This window comes from Bradyrhizobium sp. CCBAU 11361, from assembly GCF_028128935.1.
In the GTDB taxonomy this organism is placed as follows: domain Bacteria; phylum Pseudomonadota; class Alphaproteobacteria; order Rhizobiales; family Xanthobacteraceae; genus Bradyrhizobium; species Bradyrhizobium niftali.
Genome location: NZ_LBJZ01000199.1, coordinates 1 through 18,803 on the forward strand (window position 1 = coordinate 1; position 18,803 = coordinate 18,803).

16 protein-coding genes are annotated in these 18,803 nt (G+C 61.4%); all 16 read left to right on the plus strand.

The window, feature by feature from the left end; translation table 11 throughout:
• Window positions 1-420: 420 nt before the first annotated feature.
• On the plus strand, window positions 421-2,130 hold the full coding sequence (locus tag XI08_RS41520; RefSeq protein WP_442869929.1) for a DNA-binding protein: 1,710 nt from the start codon (window positions 421-423) through the stop codon (window positions 2,128-2,130).
• 182 nt (window positions 2,131-2,312) lie between these two features.
• Window positions 2,313-6,626, plus strand: a complete 4,314-nt coding sequence (locus XI08_RS41525) for a strawberry notch-like NTP hydrolase domain-containing protein (protein ID WP_271578882.1) — start codon at window positions 2,313-2,315, stop codon at window positions 6,624-6,626.
• Complete coding sequence (locus XI08_RS41530; protein WP_271579118.1) at window positions 6,626-7,687, plus strand: DUF7146 domain-containing protein; 1,062 nt, start codon at window positions 6,626-6,628, stop codon at window positions 7,685-7,687. The genes XI08_RS41525 and XI08_RS41530 overlap by 1 nt, the downstream gene beginning before the upstream one ends.
• Window positions 7,688-8,017: 330 nt before the next feature.
• Window positions 8,018-8,941 carry a DUF2493 domain-containing protein gene (locus tag XI08_RS41535; protein WP_271578883.1) on the plus strand — a complete coding sequence of 308 codons (924 nt, stop codon included), beginning with the start codon at window positions 8,018-8,020 and terminating at the stop codon, window positions 8,939-8,941.
• A gap of 141 nt (window positions 8,942-9,082) precedes the next feature.
• Window positions 9,083-9,562: a hypothetical protein gene (locus XI08_RS41540; RefSeq protein WP_271567588.1), complete on the plus strand. Its 480-nt coding sequence runs from the start codon at window positions 9,083-9,085 to the stop codon at window positions 9,560-9,562.
• Window positions 9,563-10,114: 552 nt separating this feature from the next.
• Complete coding sequence (locus XI08_RS41545; RefSeq protein ID WP_271578884.1) at window positions 10,115-10,435, plus strand: DUF736 domain-containing protein; 321 nt, start codon at window positions 10,115-10,117, stop codon at window positions 10,433-10,435.
• 672 nt (window positions 10,436-11,107) lie between these two features.
• The gene (locus XI08_RS41550) at window positions 11,108-11,923 is read left to right on the plus strand and encodes a ferredoxin--NADP reductase (RefSeq protein ID WP_271567590.1); all 816 of its coding nucleotides are present in this window, start codon (window positions 11,108-11,110) and stop codon (window positions 11,921-11,923) included.
• A gap of 32 nt (window positions 11,924-11,955) precedes the next feature.
• The gene (locus XI08_RS41555) at window positions 11,956-12,096 is read left to right on the plus strand and encodes a hypothetical protein (protein WP_271567591.1); all 141 of its coding nucleotides are present in this window, start codon (window positions 11,956-11,958) and stop codon (window positions 12,094-12,096) included.
• Window positions 12,097-12,766: 670 nt separating this feature from the next.
• Window positions 12,767-12,949, plus strand: a complete 183-nt coding sequence (locus XI08_RS41560; protein WP_271567592.1) for a hypothetical protein — start codon at window positions 12,767-12,769, stop codon at window positions 12,947-12,949.
• Window positions 12,950-13,698: 749 nt separating this feature from the next.
• Window positions 13,699-13,845 carry a transcriptional regulator domain-containing protein gene (locus XI08_RS41570; protein ID WP_271567617.1) on the plus strand — a complete coding sequence of 49 codons (147 nt, stop codon included), beginning with the start codon at window positions 13,699-13,701 and terminating at the stop codon, window positions 13,843-13,845.
• Window positions 13,846-14,219: 374 nt separating this feature from the next.
• Window positions 14,220-14,399 carry a DUF2285 domain-containing protein gene (locus XI08_RS41575; protein ID WP_271567593.1) on the plus strand — a complete coding sequence of 60 codons (180 nt, stop codon included), beginning with the start codon at window positions 14,220-14,222 and terminating at the stop codon, window positions 14,397-14,399.
• 822 nt (window positions 14,400-15,221) lie between these two features.
• Entirely contained in the window at window positions 15,222-15,500 is a 279-nt protein-coding gene (locus tag XI08_RS41580; protein ID WP_271567594.1) for a helix-turn-helix transcriptional regulator, read from the plus strand.
• Between the two features lie 3 nt (window positions 15,501-15,503).
• Window positions 15,504-16,406, plus strand: coding sequence for a replication initiator protein A (locus XI08_RS41585; protein WP_271567595.1), 903 nt, complete (start codon window positions 15,504-15,506; stop codon window positions 16,404-16,406).
• Between the two features lie 322 nt (window positions 16,407-16,728).
• Window positions 16,729-17,193, plus strand: coding sequence for a DUF2840 domain-containing protein (locus XI08_RS41590; protein WP_271578885.1), 465 nt, complete (start codon window positions 16,729-16,731; stop codon window positions 17,191-17,193).
• Complete coding sequence (locus XI08_RS41595; protein ID WP_271567597.1) at window positions 17,193-17,699, plus strand: S26 family signal peptidase; 507 nt, start codon at window positions 17,193-17,195, stop codon at window positions 17,697-17,699. Before XI08_RS41590 ends, XI08_RS41595 begins: the two co-directional genes overlap by 1 nt.
• A 356-nt stretch (window positions 17,700-18,055) precedes the next feature.
• Entirely contained in the window at window positions 18,056-18,601 is a 546-nt protein-coding gene (locus XI08_RS46500; protein WP_442869918.1) for a lytic transglycosylase domain-containing protein, read from the plus strand.
• Window positions 18,602-18,803: the final 202 nt, after the last annotated feature.

Below are 18,803 nucleotides of genomic sequence, written 5' to 3' on the forward strand. Positions count from 1 at the left end.
CTCGCCCGTAATTTTTTGGCCGCTGTTCATCTCGCCGCTCTCGTCGCATATTGGCTCAATTGAGTCTCGACCCTAGTCTTGAGTCAGTCCAATGTCCGCCGCGTGAAGGCTGGCGTCTCGATCGAGCAACTGGCGGAGAGCATCGCTCAGCGCACGTTGTTACAAAGCCTGAGCGTTCGTGCGGTCGTCGATGCCGACGGTCAGGAGACTGGCATGTTCGAGGTACCGGCTGGTGGACGCCGCTACCGCGCGCTCGAACTGCTGATCAAGCAGAAGCGTATGGCGAGGGCGCAACCTGTCCCTTGCGTTATCAGGGATGGCGGCCTCGCCGAGGACGATTCCCTCGCGGAGAATGACGAGCGGGTCGGCCTGCACCCGCTGGATCAGTTCCGAGCGTTCAAGGTGTTGCATGACGGTGGCATGAGTGAAGAGGATATCGCCGCGCGGCACTTCGTCTCGCCAGCGATCGTCAAGCAGCGCCTGCGTCTGGCATCGGTGTCGCCGAAGTTGCACGACGTCTATGCCGAAGATGGCATGACGCTCGAGCAGTTGATGGCCTTTTCCGTCACGACCGACCAGGCGCGTCAGGAGCAGGTCTGGGATAATGTCAGCAGATCCGGCAACGACGAGCCATATCAGATCCGGCGGATGCTGACGGAGAATACCGTGCGCGCTTCCGACCGTCGCGCCCAGTTCGTCGGACTGGACGCTTACGAGCAGGCCGGCGGCACCGTTTTGCGGGACCTTTTCGAGCACGATGACGGCGGCTGGCTTCAAGATGTCCCCTTGCTCGACCGCCTCGTGACAGAAAGGCTCAAGGCCGAAGCCGAGACGATTGCCGCCGAGGGGTGGAAGTGGATTTCCGTGGCCGTCGATTTCCCCTACGGCCATACGACAGGCCTGCGCGAACTGGAGGGCAAACCTGCCGACCTCTCCCCTGAGGAGCAGGTCACCAATGACGCGCTGAACGCCGAACAGGCCAAGCTTGAATCCCACTACCAGGATGCAGATGAGCTCCCCGATCAGGTCGACCAGCGTCTCGGCGAGATCGAGACGGCGCTAATGGCGTTCGAAGAGCGGTCGGTGCTCTACGATCCCGCGGAGATTGCCCGAGCTGGCGTATTCGTCAGTGTCGATTCCGAAGGACGCCTCTCGGTAGACCGGGGTTACGTCCGGCCAGAGGACGACCTGCCGGCAACCGATCCTGACGTCGGCCAGGGCACCGATACGTCATCAACCGAGGGACGCGAGGCCAGTGATTCAGTAAAGCGTACGGTGGTTTCGGTGGCAGGTGCGCCGGTCGAAGCCGACGAGGATGATGACGATGTGACGAGACCATTGCCGGATCGATTGATCACCGAGCTGACGGCGCATCGTACGCGGGCGTTACGCGATGCACTGGCAGAAAATCCCGCCATCGCGTTCCAGGCGGTATTGCACAACTTCGTGCTGACCGCATTTTACCGGTTCTCGTCTTCTGGAAGCTCTCTTGAGATCGGACTTCGCACGCCGACGTTTCCCGCTCAAGCCCCCGGGCTGAGGGAAAGCGCGTCCGCGAAGGCCGTTCAGGTTCGGCACGAGTCCTGGAAAGCACGATTGCCGAAGGGCGAGAACGATCTCTGGGATGCGCTCACAGCTCTCGATGGTGACGCGCAAGCATCCCTGTTCGCTCACTGTGCGTCATTTGCGGTCAACGCCGTCTATGAGCCAGCAAACCGCTACAATCAGGGCCGTGTCTCCGCCCACGGCGTCCAAACGCGTCTTGATCAGGCCGATGTGCTGGCGCGCGCGGTCGGGCTCGACATGGTGCAGGCCGGCTGGCGCCCCACCGTCGACAACTACCTCGGCCGGATCACCAAGCCTCGCATTCTGGAGGCGGTGCGGGAAGCAAGAGGCGAGTCTTCCGCGCAACTGATCGACCACCTGAAGAAGACCGACATGGCCAAGGAGGCCGAGCGGCTTCTCGATGGCTCGGGCTGGCTGCCGGAACCGCTGCGTCTCGTCGATTCCAGCGTGTCGTCGGTCGAGCAGGAGAGTGAAGCCAGCCCTCTGCCCGAATTCCGCGCCGACGATGAGGATCGGGAGAATGCGGGCGAGGATGACCCGCAACAGCTCGACGCGGCTGAGTGACATCATAGAGCGGGATGGCCTGGCCATCCCGCAGTTGCTTGGGGACCGGTGTGCAGCGCCGGTCCCCATTCTTATGGGCGAGGGCTGAGAGGGAGAGTTGGGCCGGGAAGGGTTTGAGCCGTCGGGTCAAAGGAGAGCGCCTGATGGTTCGACCCGTTCCTGCTCTCCCGAGAAATCCTGTCATGACCGAATCTCTCGCCGGCGGCGCTGCCGCCGCGCCGCTCTCGATGCGTGCCGCTGCTACTCTCACCTCTGCCGCCCTCAAGGCCGCCCGACGGCTCCTAACCGATCTGGAAAGCGGCCGTCGCATCGATGCCGCCGTCCTGCGTAGCGCCATGGAGGCTGCCTTCGGCGCCTCGGACGCGGCCGGCGCCTGGAACTGGAAGACCGCCTATGACGTCTGCGAGGCGGCAACCGTTCTATTCCTTCGCAAGTTCGGTCCGGCTATGCGCGCCAAGGCCGGCTCGACGGCCGCGATGCTGCCAATGCTCGCGAAAATCGCGAGCTGTCTGCCGACCCATACGAGGCGTTCCGAGGACAGTCAGGCGTTCCAGCAATTCTCGACGCCGATCTCGCTGGGGCTGGTCGCATGCACCGCAGCCGGTATTACGCCTGCCGACCGCGTTCTGGAGCCCTCCGCGGGGACCGGCTTGCTCACCATCCTTGCCGAACTCGCCGGCGGCTCTCTGATGTTGAACGAGTTGGCCGAAGGCCGCGCGGCGCTGCTGGATCATTTGTTCGCCAATGTTGAGGTCACGCGGTTCGACGCCGCGCAGATCGATGATCACCTCGACGCGAACGTCGTGCCGACCGTCGTTCTGATGAACCCGCCGTTCTCCGCGGTGGCGAACGTCGATCGGCGGATGGCGGACGCGGCTTTCCGGCACATCGCTTCGGCGCTCGCGCGTCTTTGCGACGGTGGACGCCTCGTCGCCATCGCTGGCGCAGGCCTTGCGCCGGATAACCCGGCGTGGCTAGAGGCCTTTGTTCGCCTCCAGGAGCGCGGACGGGTCGTGTTTTCTGCCGCGATCGACGGCGCCGTCTACGCCAAGCACGGCACTCAGACGGACACGAGGCTGCTCGTTATCGATAAGTTGCCCGCCGCTGATCCGAAGGCTTTTGCCGCCTCGCAAGGCATGGCCGGTGATGTCGCCACCTTGCTCAATTGGGTAACCTTGCATGTGCCGCCGAGGCTGCCCGCCGCCGCGCCGGTCGTGGCCAACGCCACTAGCCACCCTGCAATGTCCCGATCGGCCGGCGCTTCTGCATCACGCCTGTCGTCCACTTCGGAAAGCGCAGCGCCAAATGGCGCTGAACTCATATACGAGACGGTCGAATGGTCGCCGCCGGAGGGCGCTCGATTCACCGATGCGCTTTATGAGGAATATGGACTGCAGTCGATCCGTATTCCTGCATCATGTGCACATCCGACCAAGCTTGTGCAGTCCGCGGCGATGGCTTCCGTTGCGCCACCAAAGCCGTCCTACCGTCCGCACCTGCCTTCAAGTCTGGTGGCAGACGGAGTTCTGTCGGACGCCCAGATCGAGAGCGTCATTTATGCCGGCGAGGCGCATTCCGAATTTCTCGCGGGCTCCTGGACGGTCGACGCGACGTTTGATGTTGTAGCTGCCGCGCGCGATGACGCAGAGAATGCCGTCCGCTTTCGTCGCGGCTGGTTCTTGGGCGACGGCACTGGCGCGGGCAAGGGACGGCAGGTCGCCGGGATCCTGCTCGACAATTGGCTCAAGGGCCGCCGCCGTGCGGTCTGGATCAGCAAATCCGACAAGCTGATCGAAGATGCCCAGCGCGACTGGTCAGCGCTCGGCATGGAGCGGCTGCTTGTAACGCCTCTGTCCCGGTTTCGCCAGGGCGCCCCGATCCGGCTTTCGGAAGGCGTCCTATTTACCACCTACGCTACGCTGCGCACCGACGAGCGTGGCGAGAAGCTTTCGCGTGTCAGGCAGATCATTGAATGGTTGGACTCCGACTTCGACGGAGTGATCGTCTTCGACGAGAGCCATGCCATGCAGAACGCGGTCGGCGGCAAGGGCGAGCGCGGTGACCAGGCGGCCTCCCAGCAGGGGCGCGCGGGCCTAAGGCTCCAGTACGCCTTGCCGAACGCTCGCGTGGTTTATGTATCAGCGACGGGCGCCACCACCGTCCACAACCTCGCTTATGCGCAACGCCTCGGTCTTTGGGGCGGCGCCGATTTCCCGTTCGCCACACGTGCCGCGTTCGTCGAGGCAATCGAGGATGGTGGGGTCGCGGCGATGGAGGTGCTGGCGCGCGACCTCAAGGCGCTCGGTCTCTACGCTGCCCGCTCATTGTCGTATGAGGGCGTCGCGTACGAGCTCGTCGAACACAAGCTTACACCGGAGCAGGTTCGCATCTACGACGCCTATGCAGATGCGTTCAGCATCATCCATAACAACCTCGACGCGGCGATGCGGGCCGCCAACATCACCGGCGAAGCCGGAACGCTGAACGGGCAGGCAAAGTCCGCGGCCCGATCCGCCTTCGAGAGCGCCAAACAGCGCTTCTTCGGTCATCTGCTGACCTCGATGAAGACGCCGTCGCTCATCCGATCGATCGACCGCGATCTCGACGCCGGCCATGCCGCCGTTATCCAAATTGTTTCAACGGGCGAAGCGCTGATGGAGCGCCGGCTCGCCGAGATCCCGACCGAAGACTGGGGTGACGTCCAGGTCGATATCACCCCGCGCGAGTATGTGCTCGACTATCTCGCCCACTCCTTCCCGATCCAGCTCTACGAAACGTTCACGGACTCTGAGGGCAACCTCTGCTCTCGGCCCGTTTATCGCGATGGCCAGCCGGTTGAGAGCCGGGAGGCCGTCGCACGACGCGGCCGCCTCATCGAGAAACTCGCCTCGCTGCCTCCGGTACCCGGCGCGCTGGATCAAATCGTGCAGCGCTTCGGCACCGACATGGTCGCCGAGGTGACCGGCCGCTCGCGCCGTATCATTCGCAAGGGCGGCCGAATTGTGGTCGAAAATCGAGCCGGTTCGGCAAATCTCGCCGAGACATCGGCCTTCATGGACGACGTCAAGCGTATCCTGGTGTTCTCCGACGCGGGCGGCACGGGGAGGAGCTACCATGCCGAACTCTCTGCCCGGAATCGGCGTTTGCGGGTTCACTACCTGCTCGAGTCCGGATGGAAGGCGGATGCCGCGATCCAGGGGCTCGGCCGGACAAACCGGACCAATCAGGCGCAGCCGCCGCTGTTTCGCCCCATCGCGACAGACGTGAAGGCCGAAAAGCGCTTCGTCAGCACCATCGCGCGCCGGCTCGACACGTTGGGCGCCATTACGCGCGGCCAGCGCCAGACCGGAGGGCAGGGGCTGTTTCGGCCCGAGGACAACCTCGAAAGCCAGTACGGGCGGGATGCGTTGCGTCAACTCTATACGTTGCTCGTCCGAGGCAAGGTCGACGGATGCTCGCTCGAACGGTTCGAGGATGCCACCGGCCTGAAGCTGACGGATGCCAATGGGCTCAGGGATGACCTGCCGCCTATCACGACATTCCTGAACAGGTTGTTGGCGCTCACCATCGACCTACAGAATGTCCTCTTCACCGCCTTCGAGCAGCTCTTGACCGCTCGAATCGAGGGCGCGGTCGCATCTGGCACCTATGACCTCGGGCTGGAAACGCTCCGCGCTGAAAGCTTTGTCGTCAGCGGGCGGCGGACGATCTATGTCCATCCGCGCACAGGCGCCGAGACACGGCTGCTCAGCATCACGCAGCGCCAGCGCAACCATCCTGTTGGTTTGGATGACGCCGTTGCTCGTCTTTCCAATCCTGCTGTCCTGCTGATCAACGAGCGGTCGGCACGGGCCGCAGTGCAGGTTCCGGCCCCGAGCATCATGCTCGACGACGGCGAGATCGAGCGCCGCGTCCGCCTGATCCGGCCTATGGAGCAGCACCAGGTCTCTTTGAACATGATGGTGGAGAGCCATTGGGTTGAAGCGGATCGCGAACGTTTTGCCGCGGCCTGGCTGGCGGAGCTTGCCGAGGTGCCTGAGTTCACGGAAAGCACGATCCATGTCGTGGCCGGCTTGCTGTTACCCATCTGGAAACGATTGCCGAACGAATCTACCCGTGTCTATCGGCTCCAGACCGATGCGGGCGAACGCATCATCAAGGTTTCTGCCGCGTGGGTCGTAAACGTCGTCTCGGCGGACGCGCCTACGCTGGCGCCGGACGCTGCCTTTGCTGCGGTGATGGAGGGACGTACCGTCCTCGACCTCGCAGAGGGGCTCCAGCTTCGCCGCGTCCGGGTGATGGGCGCATGCCGCATCGAACTGTCGGGATTCAACGACACGATGCGCGATCGCCTCCGCGCTTACGGCCTCTTTGGAGAGATCATCTCCTGGAAGCTGCGGATGTTCGTGCCCACGGACGCAAGCGGCGTCGGGATCCTGACAAAGGTGCTTGACACCTATCCGGTCGCGCGCGTCAGTGAGCGGGAGGCCGCGTGATGTCACCCGACGCCTCCGAACTGGCACGCCGCCTCGCGCGCGAGGCCGAGGCAGTGTGCCGACACTATCTCTCCAATGGCAAGCGAGCGGGGCGGTACTGGGTGGTCGGCGACGTCCACAACACGCCGGGCCGCTCGATGTTCGTGCGGCTCCAGGAATCGCCGAAGGGTCCCGCCGGCAAGTGGACTGACGCTGCGACCGGCGAACATGGCGACCTCCTCGACATCATCCGCGAAAGCCTGGCCTTGCGAGACTTCCGCGAGGTCGCCGAGGAGGCGCGGCGGTTTCTGAGGCTGCCTCGTCCCGAGCAGCAGCTGGCCTCGAAACCCATTCGTTCGCCTGCGCCGGTCGGATCGCAGGAAGCCGCCCGTCGGCTCTTTGCGATCTCTAGCCCGATCGAAGGCACGGTGGTCGAGACGTATTTGCGGCGCCGCGGAATAGCCCGCATCCACCATGGCGGCAGTCTGCGCTTCCACCCACGTTGCTACTACCGACCGGGCGAGCATTTGCCGACCGAGACCTGGCCGGCGATGATAGCTGGCGTCACGGACCTCGATGGGCGGATCTCCGGCGTGCACCGCACTTGGCTCGACCCAGACGGATTTGATCGCGTGCGGCTCGGCAAGGCCCCAATCGATACTCCACGACGGGCTATGGGCGACTTGCTCGGCAATGCCGTTCGATTTGGCGCGGTGGACGACGTGCTCGTCGCCGGCGAGGGTCTCGAGACCATGCTGTCGCTGCGTTACGTGCTGCCGACGTTGCCGATGGCAGCCGCGCTTTCGGCCAGTCACCTTGCAGCCCTGATGCTGCCGTCTGGCCTGCGTCGGCTCTATATCGCCCGCGACGCTGATGCCGCCGGAGATGCCGTGCAGGCTACTCTTAGCCAGCGTGCAGAAGCCGTCGGTGTTGAAGCGATCGCGTTGTCGCCCCGGCTGGGAGATTTCAACGAAGACCTGCACATCTTCGGTCTCGAGACTCTCCGAGCAGCGTTGCGGCTTCAACTCGTACCAGAGGACGTCGTCCGCTTCCTGCATTCGTCGACGGTAGTCGCAGAATAGGCCGGTGCTTCGATCGACGTTGATAGGTCGGTCATAACGAGGCCATTGCCAGAAGAGGACGCGACCTCGGCCTTCTAGAGGGCGATCGGACGGCAACCGGGACCGGGCCGGCAATGGCTACGCCCGGCTATTTTCCGCCGCGCGCCGGCGATGAGAAGACAAACCCGCCATCTGGCTAGCGCGCTTTGCATCGCGAGGCAAAATAGCCGGTCTCCGCCATCCTCCGCTGTCGCTTCGGCCCTTCGGGTTCTGGCCCGTTCCGCCCGCCGTCTGAGTGATCGCCACCAAGGCCGCGACGGGCGCGGCCGATCCGGCAAAGGAACTCCTCAAATGGCCGACCACGACGACATCGAACCGCCGCACGCCGTATCTCCGACCGATAACGTCCTCACCGAACTACAGCTGTTCGGCTACCGACCCTTCGACAACGAGCCTGATCCACGGCCGCTTCCCGAGGGCAAGATCATCACCGGCGCCGTCGCCGATATCTTCGATGCCCTCGTCGCGACGTTGAGCGACACACGGCTCGAGCCAGATCTTGACGATCTGCTCTGGTCGACCGTCAATCTGTTCCACCGGGCCGTCGACCGCATCGAACGCCATCTCGACGATAACGAACAGGCGCAGCAGAAAAGCCAGCGCGAGCAGAACGGCTCCGAAGTCCGATCGGTCGAACTCGAGCGCCTAACGGCCGAAGGCATCACTTTGATCGAGCGCCGCAGCTGCCTCGAGGTCTTCCGCGACCAGGCCATCGAGCGCTTTGAGACCCACACCGGTTCAACCTGGCGCCCCCGATCGGGATCGCTGGTAAACCACCGCACGCTAACCGCGGCCATAATCGACTCCCGCGACTTCATCGCAGCCAAGCGTCGCGCCGAGACTGAAGTCATGTTGCCACCGGGACCAAAGATCGCACTCACCGGTGGGCTCGACTTCAACGACCATCACCTGATTTGGGATCGCCTCGACAAGGTTTACGCCAAGCATTCAGACATGGTTTTGCTCCACGGCGGCTCTCCGGCAGGAGCCGAACTGATTGCCTCCAAATGGGCGACCCACCGCAAAGTGCCTCAGATCGCCTTCAAGCCTGACTGGACAAAGCACGCCAAGGCGGCCCCCTTCAAGCGCAATGACGCCATGCTCGAACTCCTGCCGATCGGCGTCATGCACTTCCCGGGCACGGGAATTCAGGACAACCTCGCTGACAAGGCGAAGCGCCTCGGCATCCCCGTCTGGAAGTTTGGCGGCGCGTGAGCGCCGTCTTCTGGTCTCCAAGGCGTCAAAGCGGAATTGCATACGCCGCAACTCCGCCTCGTTTCGGTTTCATGTATGAAGATGCGCCGTGGTGGTGGTGGAAGGCGCAATCCTTAATCCTATGCACATGGAGCCACCACCATGCTTGCCCTTGGGCTTGCTCTCAATGCCATCGGCGTTGGTCTGCTCTGCTGGCTGATCTTTGCGATCGCGGTGTATGCCCTTCCGTTTTTCGTCGCGATGAATATCGGGATGACGGCCTTCCGCGGCGGCGCTGGCGTAGTCGGTGCGCTGCTTGTCGGGATCGCCAGTGGCGCATTCACCGTTGTCCTTAGTCAGGTCACTCTCGCTGCTAGCCGATCCCTGACCTTGCGCATCGTGATCGCGGTCGCATTCACCGCTCCCGCCGCCGTCGCCGGCTATCAGGTGGCGTTCGCTGTGTCCCACATCGGCGTGCCTTCGCCGGGCTGGCGTGAGGTCTTCGCTTGCGTGGGCGCAGTTTCCGCTTGCTGCACCGCATGGGGACGGTTGAATGCTTTGGCCGAAACCCGCCCGTTCGAGCCGGCTGGCGAGGTGAAGCACTCACAACCAGTTCTTACGGCCACTATGCCAAAGAGATGATCGGTTACCCTCTTCCTGATCGAGCAGGTTCACATAGATCGGCGCATTGAACGAGAATTCTTTCGAGTTTGAGCGAGAGATAGTCGCCGCCTTCCCTGAAGTGCCTCCACCAAGCCACGCCGACTTTGACGGGCACATGGTCGCGGTAGCGGGGGGCTGGCCTTGATCGGTCGGTCGGAGACGATACCGCCCTTTGCAGCAGATTGTTTCTCTTCCTGCGCCCTATCAATCGAACCTCTTGTTCAGCAAAGCCGAGATACGCCAAGTCATCTCCTTGAAATTGCGGTTCAGCACGCGGACGCACGTGGCCTCGTTGATGGCTCGATCTGGCCGAAGACCGGCTTCGCCTCGATCGTCTGAGCCGCAACGCCGTTGTTGCGACTTTCTTCCCCTGGGCTTCGCCCATTCCTCGCGAGGCAAGAAAGTCGCCGCAACGACGTCCTCCGCTTCGCTCCGGCCCTCAAAGCGGGTGCGTCGCCGATCGTCCTCGGCCTTTAGATCGCCATCGAGGCCGCGGTGGTCGCGGGCTCGAAACACAACAGGAGAAGTGACATGGCTAACATCGGTTCTTTCAAGAAGGTCGGTAACGATTTCCAGGGCGAGATCATCACCCTGAGCTTGCAGGCAAAGGGCGTTCGTATTGTCACCGAGGCTAACCGATCGAACGACAACGCTCCGAGCCACCGCATCTACGTGGGCCGAGCCGAGATCGGGGCCGCCTGGGCGAAGCGCTCCGAAGAGGGCCGCGACTACCTCTCGCTCAAACTCGACGATCCCTCGTTCACCGCCCCGATCTACGCGAACCTGTTCGACGACGAAGGCGGCGAAGGTTACACCCTGCTCTGGTCGCGGCCGCGCAAGAACGGCGAGTGAGCTTCCCGCCCCACAGGCCTCGCCCGACCCAGTCGGGCGGGGTCCTCATTTCTCCAACCCTTCCGATACTCGGCCGCAATCGGTCAAATGTCTTAGCGAGGCTCCCGGCTGATCCGGCGGGTCGCGTCAGAAGGTCTGCCGCCTCGACTCCCGCGCGCGCCAAGCGAAACCGTCCGCGGCGCAGCTCCGGCGGAATGACCGCTTCCACCGCCTCCAGCTTTTCGGAGGGATCCCCGCACTGCGGCGTTTACACTTCGGCATCCATCCCGAACTCCTCCAAGCGATGAGCCATTTAATTCGCCTCTCAGCCCGATGGAAACGGACGAACGTGAAGCATTGCGATCGCGGCGACAGAAATAACGGCGCTTTGTGCGTTACGTACTGACATTTTTCTTTAATAGATCGTCTATTTGGCTAGGGTTCATATCGCACTTTGCGCGTTGCGCCATCAAGGTGGTTTTATGCGGAATCATGACCTTGTCTCCGGCAGCTTCCTGGCTCTGACCTCGGCCGGCTTCGTGCTGCTCTGCTCGGGCCTGCTCGTCCTTGCCTTCGCTTAAAACGAACGCTCTGGTTACGTTCGCGTTCTCGTCAATCGAGGGTCCGTTTGGGCCCGATCTTTTCCAAAACCGGCGCCCGCATCATGCTCCAACTTTTGCTGCGAGCGGTGGGATGAGCAATTTCAACCAGGAAAGCGTGCTCAGGGTCCATCACTGGACCGACAATCTCTTCAGCTTCACCACGACCCGGGATCCGTCGTTCCGCTTCCGTAGCGGCGAATTCGCCGTGATCGGGCTGAATGTCGACGAGAAGCCGCTACTGCGGGCCCACAGCCTCGCCAGCGCCCATTACGAGGACCGGCTGGAATTCTTCTCGATCAAAATGCCGGATGATCTCCTAACCTCGCGTCTGCAGCGTCTGAGGAAAGGTGACGAGATCCTCGTCAGTCGCGAGGCGACGGGGACGCTGGTCATCGCTAATCTCGATGACGGGCGCAATCTCTATCTGATCGGTACCGGCACCGGCCTCGCGCCGTTCCTGAGTGTGATTCAGGATCCCGGGACCTATCTGCGATTCCAGTATGTCGTGCTGCTGCATGGCTGTCGCCGCGTCGCGGACCTCGCCTATGGCGAGATAATCACGGAAAGACTGCCGAGCGACGAGCTGGTCGGCGACTTTGTGCGCTACCAGCTGATCTATTATCCGACCGTGACGCGCGATCGCTTCTACAACCGCGGACGAATCACCGATCTGATCGCGTCAGGCAAGCTGTTTACAGAAATCGAGCTGCCTGAAATGGATCCGCAGCATGACCGCGCCATGATATGTGGCAGCCCGGCCCTAGTGCGCGATTCCCGCGAGCTATTGGTGGCGAAGGGCTTTCTCGAAGGTGAACACGGCGAGCCGGCGCAATTCGTGTTCGAAAAGGAGTTCGCAGAACGCATCAGTGTGAGTTCTTCTCGGACAAGGGGGCTACGTGAACCATGACGGCAAGTACGAATCGCCATGAAGGATCGGCAATGACAGACGAACAGCTCGAGCTGGAGCGCTGCAAGCAAGAGATTTGTCGTCTCACACAGCTTATTGCTTTTCTCAAACAGCAGGTTGTGCAGCTTTCTGAAATCGTCTTACGCAACGTCGTAAAGAGCGCAAAGGACTGAAAATCGGGACGCTCGTGAGTCTCCGAAAGCGACCCGCCGATTACAAGCCAGCGGAAAACAAAGTTGCATTGTAGCGCGCGGTTTCCCAGCCGCGTGGCTCCTAGGCTTTGGTCGGCAGGGAGCAGCCCCGCCGTGTGCTCGATGGGGGGCTTAGTTTCTAGTCGGAAGCGCGGTGACATATGAGGCGCTAATGTTCCACCGTGACGGTGATTTCTGGCCTCAACTTGCGGCCTATCTCTACGCTATGATTGTTGCGTTGTCTGTGTTGTACGGCATTGGTCAACTTCTAACAGGGAGCAATCTTGAGTTATCTCTCAACCTCGGATGAGCGAGCATCCGGTACCTTTTCGGGATGGATGGCACTCGGCCTAGCTAGGCGAATGAGTGGCGGGAGCGGTCAAACGGAATCCGCTGCGGGTCGCGAGCCGGAAAATGGAATTGCAATGAAGTCATCTTCTCTTATGCGTTTTTGGCGGGACAAGGCTCGGGCCAACTCAATTGAGTACGGCCGGATCGCGGCCGGGATCTCTGCAACTGTTGCCTTGGCACTGACTGTTCTTGGCACCAACCGCGATATTGCTTGCAGTTCCTCACCTTCACCAAACGTTTCGGCTCGCCAGCTCGAGAATTTGGATCTCCTGCGTGAACCCAGCAACGCTAGGAAACGCGAATGACCGTCAGCAAATATCAGTTCAGGCACGAACTTCGGAAGCTGATTAAGACGCACATCAGCTCGTCGAGTACGTTCGAAGACTACGTGCTGATCATATGGGAACTGGGAGAGGCAAAGAACAGGCTGGAGCTGGACGCCGAGAAATTCCCGGACGAGGAGGTCGACGCCTTTGAATTGTAGTGCCGGCGGAACGCTTCGCGCTGCTCCGAACTTGCGCGTGATGGCCCGCAACGTCGAGGTAGGTGCCCGCGTGGCAACGAAATTCCGAGGGCAACACCGTCCGTCACTTCGTGAAACTTGACGAGCGTTCGTCCCGGCGCTGATCTACGCCAACTTCGTCGCGGTCGATGACGGCCATGCCCTGGTCTGCTCGCGCTGACCACTAATGCGGCCGCCCCGCGCGAGCGCCGCGGTCTCCCACTCTCGCCATTATGCGGTCAGCTCTGAGAACGTAGCCCCGCACAGTGCTCTACTCCACGTGGTCGGCTTTATGTGGTGCACCACATAGAGCGAGATCGTGGAAGCCTGATCAGACCGCTCCGAGGATGGCGGCGATTAGCTTTCGCTTAAGCTCGATGACCTCACGATGCGGATCTAGGTGAACCTGTTCGACGACGAACCCTGCGAAGGCTACACACTGCTCTGGTCGCGGGCGCGCAAGAACTTCTTGACGACCTCCGGCCCCGCCTGAGCTGCTCGGCAGGGCTCTTTCTTGAGCTATTAGCAGGGCCGAGCGGCAAATCATATGCTCTCAAGTCATCGCAGCCTATGGTCTTCGCTTTGGGGTTTGGGGCCGCCTGCAGAATTCTTCATCAGTTGGCGACTTGCGCGACAACCGAAGGCTTCATAGTCATTGCGTCGCAATTTCTTTGGGGATCGGTCGTATGTCGGGATTCGATTGGCGCTCAGATGCACCTCATGAGCACGCGATGAAGTCAGGGGAGAGGGTGGATTTCGCTTGGGAAACGCTCAGGCGCAGTCCCAATTACCGGGCTGCCTATCGGGAGGTTCAGTCGAAGGGCGGCGACGTGAACACAGAATTCCGGAGGAGATGGGGCGTCTGCTTTCGCTCGTGACCCGCAGGGGTCCTATTTCGAGCAAACCATCTTGTGGGCCCCTCCCGAGCGTAGTGCCAGTCGTGCGCAATGCGCTAACCTGGCTGGCTCTTGCTGACCTTCCATCGGGCAGTATCAAGAAGGCATCGGACGGCTGGCATGGCGTTTTGTGGATTCACGGAACGCGTCATCACCTTTGGCTGACGCAGGCGCCCCAGCCAGGGGCGTTGAATTCCGCCGAACTGCCGTTCGGTGCGGATTACGAAATCCGCGCATATGCTTCACACCGTTTATGGCTTGCCATCCAGGGGCGCCGGCCAGGACCTCCCTATCATCAGCTTTCGCCATAGCAGCGGCAAAGGCTCGCGTTGGCCTTGCGAGCGTTGGACGCCTACATGGACGGTGCATCTTACCGGGTCATCGCTGAAGTGTTGCTTGCAAGCCAATTGATCTCGGGCCGTGCCTGGAAGACGCACGACCTTCGCAGCCGGACCATCCGGCTGGTAAAGGCCGGCCTTGAGCTGATGTGCGGGGGTTATCACGCGTTGCTCCGTCCAGCGTCTCGCAAAAAGTAGGTCGGGGGTGCGAAAAATCATCCGTTCCCCCCAAGCATTGCTAGCCCGTGATTTTAGCCGCGAAACGCGGCATCCGGCGAACGCTGCCGCCACGACGATCATGGCTCCGCGTGTTTTCAGGACACCCATATAACAGGTGGTCCGCGTATAGTTGCTTTGGCACGAGGATTCGTATGCCTATGAATCGGGGGTGGTCGGTCTGAGGCGGAACTCATCGCTTGCGTTCAATCTCGTGGGGACTGAGTATCGCGTCGATTTGCGGCGCCTTCATCGCCTTCGAGAGCTAACGGCGCTCATGATGGCTAGCGGCTCCAATACTTCGTCTGAAGCTGTCCAGCATCATTCTAGATGCAGGCAATCCCACGCCGAAAGTCGCCACGTGGAGGTGCCTTATTGATGGACGATATTGCTGGTCCCGGAATCTAACCACGGCAACTGGACGCTGCCTGGGGCTGGCAATTCTAAAATAACCGCCGCGTGCGTGGCGCGAATTGGATATCTGAGTCGGGCGGTAAAGTTCGCCCCAATATGGGAATTTACGGCCTAGCCGCGTGTCCGCGCCTAAATCCTGCGTTTGAATGCGCTCTTCGAGGCCGTTCCCGTCACCGCGATGCAATTTGCTCGCGCTGGAACCCCCGATCGCGTGTGCCGAGCGGGGATCGGCCGCCTTGCTCTATCACCATGTTGCAAGGAATGAAGTTGGGGGTGCCGAAAATCATCCCGTCATCTTCGGCATCCCCCCAAGCGCTTCTACTGCGCCATCGTGACCGGCGCCGCGCAGCTGAACTCGGCGGCGCTCCAGACGGTCACGGAGACCCCACGATGCCCGATCCAAACGCCGGCTTACCGCCGCGCTACTTGCGAACTCCAGAAGCTGCACGCTTTCTCGGCCTGTCCGGGCGCACGCTCGAAAAGCATCGCACCTATGGCACGGGCCCGACCTACCGGAAGCTCGGCGGTCGTGTCGTCTACGCCCTTGAGGATCTGAAAGCGTGGGTTGACCGCGGTGCGAAGACGTCGACCAGCGATCCCGGCAACGGATCGGTGTTGCCGGCAAAGCGACACGCACCAATTCCGTATGCGGGCAAGGAGCGGCGCTAACTCATGTCGGACGACAACTTCTCCTCGCATAAACAGCCCAAGTCAGAGCGCGATCAACTCGACCTCTTCCGTGCACTTCCCGGCGATCTCGCGCCGCGCGACGCGCAAGATCTGATGGCATACCCGTTCTTCTCGTTGGCAAAATCAAAGCGCGTTGTGCCAATCGATTTTCGTACCGGGACGATCGCGATCCGGGTTGAGGCTGTGCCGGAGCACGGCATGGCGACCATCTGGGATGCCGACGTTCTGATCTGGGCTGCCTCGCAAATTGTCGAGGCCCGCGACGCCGGCCTAAAGACATCCCGACTGATGGCGGTCACACCGTACCAGATCCTCACCTTCGTGGGGCGCGGTACCAGCATGCGCGACTACGATCGCCTCAAAGCTGCACTCGATCGGCTGCAATCGACCACGGTCTTGACCTCAATCCGCCAGCCAACAGAACGACGAGCGCATCGCTTTTCCTGGATCAACGAATGGAAAGAGACAGCAGACGTCCACAGGCGCCCACGTGGGCTAGAGCTCGTAATACCCGACTGGTTCTATATGGGTGTGCTCGATGAAGCACTGGTACTAACCATCGACCGCGCCTATTTCGATCTGACGGGCGGATTGGAGCGCTGGCTGTATCGCCTGGTACGCAAGCATGGAGGCCGTCAGCATGGCGGCTGGAGCTTCGATCTTGTGCACTTGCATGCCAAGTCAGGCAGCCTCTCGCCGCTCAAACATTTTGCTTACGACGTGCGCGAGATCGTCCGTCGTCAAGCATTGCCCGGATATCAGCTTCTCATCACCCGCGACCCGACTGGCGCAGAGCGATTGAACTTCGCGCCGATCCCCGTCGATCCGCTCAACAGGCGATTGCACAAGCGTCGTTCGGTGTCACCAGCGGGGGATAAGCTGTGAAATGCCTCGTGCTATCAGTGACCGAGACCGTCGTGCCATCAGGGACCGCATGCTCGTGCTATCGGGGACCAAAAGGAGCGCAAAATCGTTGCGGCACAAGTACTTCCCGATGCTCTAACTTTCCTAACCAGGAATCCTTCGGATTCCTTCTAACGGAACAGCCGGTGTCGGCGGTGGCCGGAATTCGCTGCACGGCTTCGGCAGCGCCGATGTTTGTTCGGTTCACCGCGGCTGCACAGCCGGCCTCCAAATCTGCGCCTGCGCGTCCGGCGGCAGCGCCTTGGATCCTTCAAAAACGCCTTTCAGCACACGGAGGCCTCGGTTGAGTGAACTAACAGACGTTGAGCTCCTGTGGATCGAAAAACGCATAGAGAACCGGATTCGGTTCGGCAAACCTGTCGGGGAAAAGATCATCGATGTTCATCGCCGCGTGCTCTCGTTTCCGTCCGGCAGCATCTTCGCATTCGTCCGCTGGACATCAAATGACTTCGGGACAGTACTATCTCGCATCGACATTCTGCGCGCGGTCGCACCAGGGCAGCCATACTCGACTGTGCCATGGATCAGCCCTGGCGGAGAAAGTTTTCTGCGACTTTCCGGCTGGCCCAAGGTCGAGCGCGTGCTGCAATTGATCGAAGCTGTGGAGGCGCTCGGGATCGACCCCGCCGATGCTGCCCCAGAATATTGGCATCACGTTCACAACCGCCTGTCCGTCAACGAAGGCCCACGGACCTACACCCGCGCGCGCCACCAAGCATGGCTCAACCGACGAAGGATAACGTTCTGATGGCACGGTTCGCTATCGTTGTCGCGATGCTTGGCGCCACGGCGCTTGCCCTGTCATCGGGCGAACAGGCGGCACCATCCTACATCTGGAACGCGTCCCAAAGCGTTCCGATCGGACTCTATCGCATGCGAGATGCCGCCCCCTTGAATGTTACTGAATTGGTGGTCGTTCGGCCGCCCGAGCCGCTGGCCAGCTTCCTCGACCTCAACGGTTACTTGCCGATCGGCGTGCCGATGCTCAAACGAGTGCTGGGACTCCCGGGGCAAACGGTCTGCAGGACTGGGCTTTCGATTGTTGTCGACAACATCGAAATGGGCGCGGCACGCGAGCGCGACAGCCGCGACAGACCATTGCCGGCGTGGCGGGGCTGCCGGGTCATAGCCGCTGACGAAGTCTTCCTCATGAATTGGCAGTCGCCAGACTCGCTGGATGGCCGCTATTTCGGGCCCATCGCGAGATCAGCGGTCATTGGCCGGGCAATTCCAGTCTGGACCAAGGAGGAGTGAGTATGTCCTCCTTGCCCCACCAGCCTGCGATCCGGCCGTTTCGGGAAGCGCAACGCCGGCCCTCCTTTGCGGCCTTGATCTCGAGAGTCAGTATGGACAAGTGCTGCCGTTGCATACCGCAACGTCGAGCCAAAGCTGTGCTGTGCTCAGCTGCCGCCCGTCAGTTGGCGACTGCTACCATCGCTTGCTGCCTCAGTATCCTGCAAACACGCGGCTTGCCATCGACCTGCAGAGCGGAATCAGCATCGCTCGCACAAACAACGCGCTCATCGAGCGCCGCTCGGTCTACTGCATATGCAGCATTCGTGGCCGAGGCCTCTCTTCGATTCGGGATTCCGGAGCACTGGATCCTGAGGGTGATCGACGTCGAAAGTGGTGGGAAAGTGAATGCCGTATCGACGCGGGGCGCTCTCGGTCTAATGCAAATCATGCCCCAGACATGGATCGATCTGAGCGTTCGGCATGATCTCGGATTGGATCCGTTTGATCCTCACGACAATATTGTGGCTGGTACGGCGTATCTTCGCGAGATGCTCGATCGCTTCGGAACGGAAGGTTTTCTTGCGGCCTACAACGCTGGTCCAAAGCGATATGAAGAGCACCTGGTTGCAGGTCGAACGCTTCCCGATGAAACGCAAGCCTACGTTCGGCGACTTGCAGTTTTGCTCGGCATTAGCCGGCGCGAGCACGGTCGTGCGATGACGGGACAGATCGTCGACGCGCCGCAGGCAACCGTGTTTGTTCGACGATCCGGCAACGCGTTCGCTAACGTCCATCGACATCGGCTCAACAATCGCTCGGTTCGTCGCAACACTTTGCTACGGCGTCCACATCAGCGCTTGTGCCGCGCGCGACGGGCCTGTTTGTGCCTCGTTCAGACGAGTTGCCGCACCGATGAGTGAAATCGCATTTCGTCGCGTGCTGGCGAGGGCCATCGCAGCCGTGAAGGCGGTTGGGAATGAGCATGGATTGGACGAGCGGGGAGGGCAGGATAAAAACCGCAAGGTGCGGTCGGTCGGTTGGGGCGAGGAGAACCGGAGAATTCCAGTGATCTCGCAAACATTGCGCACGTTCCCGCGCAACCTGCATTTCTCAGCAACGCAC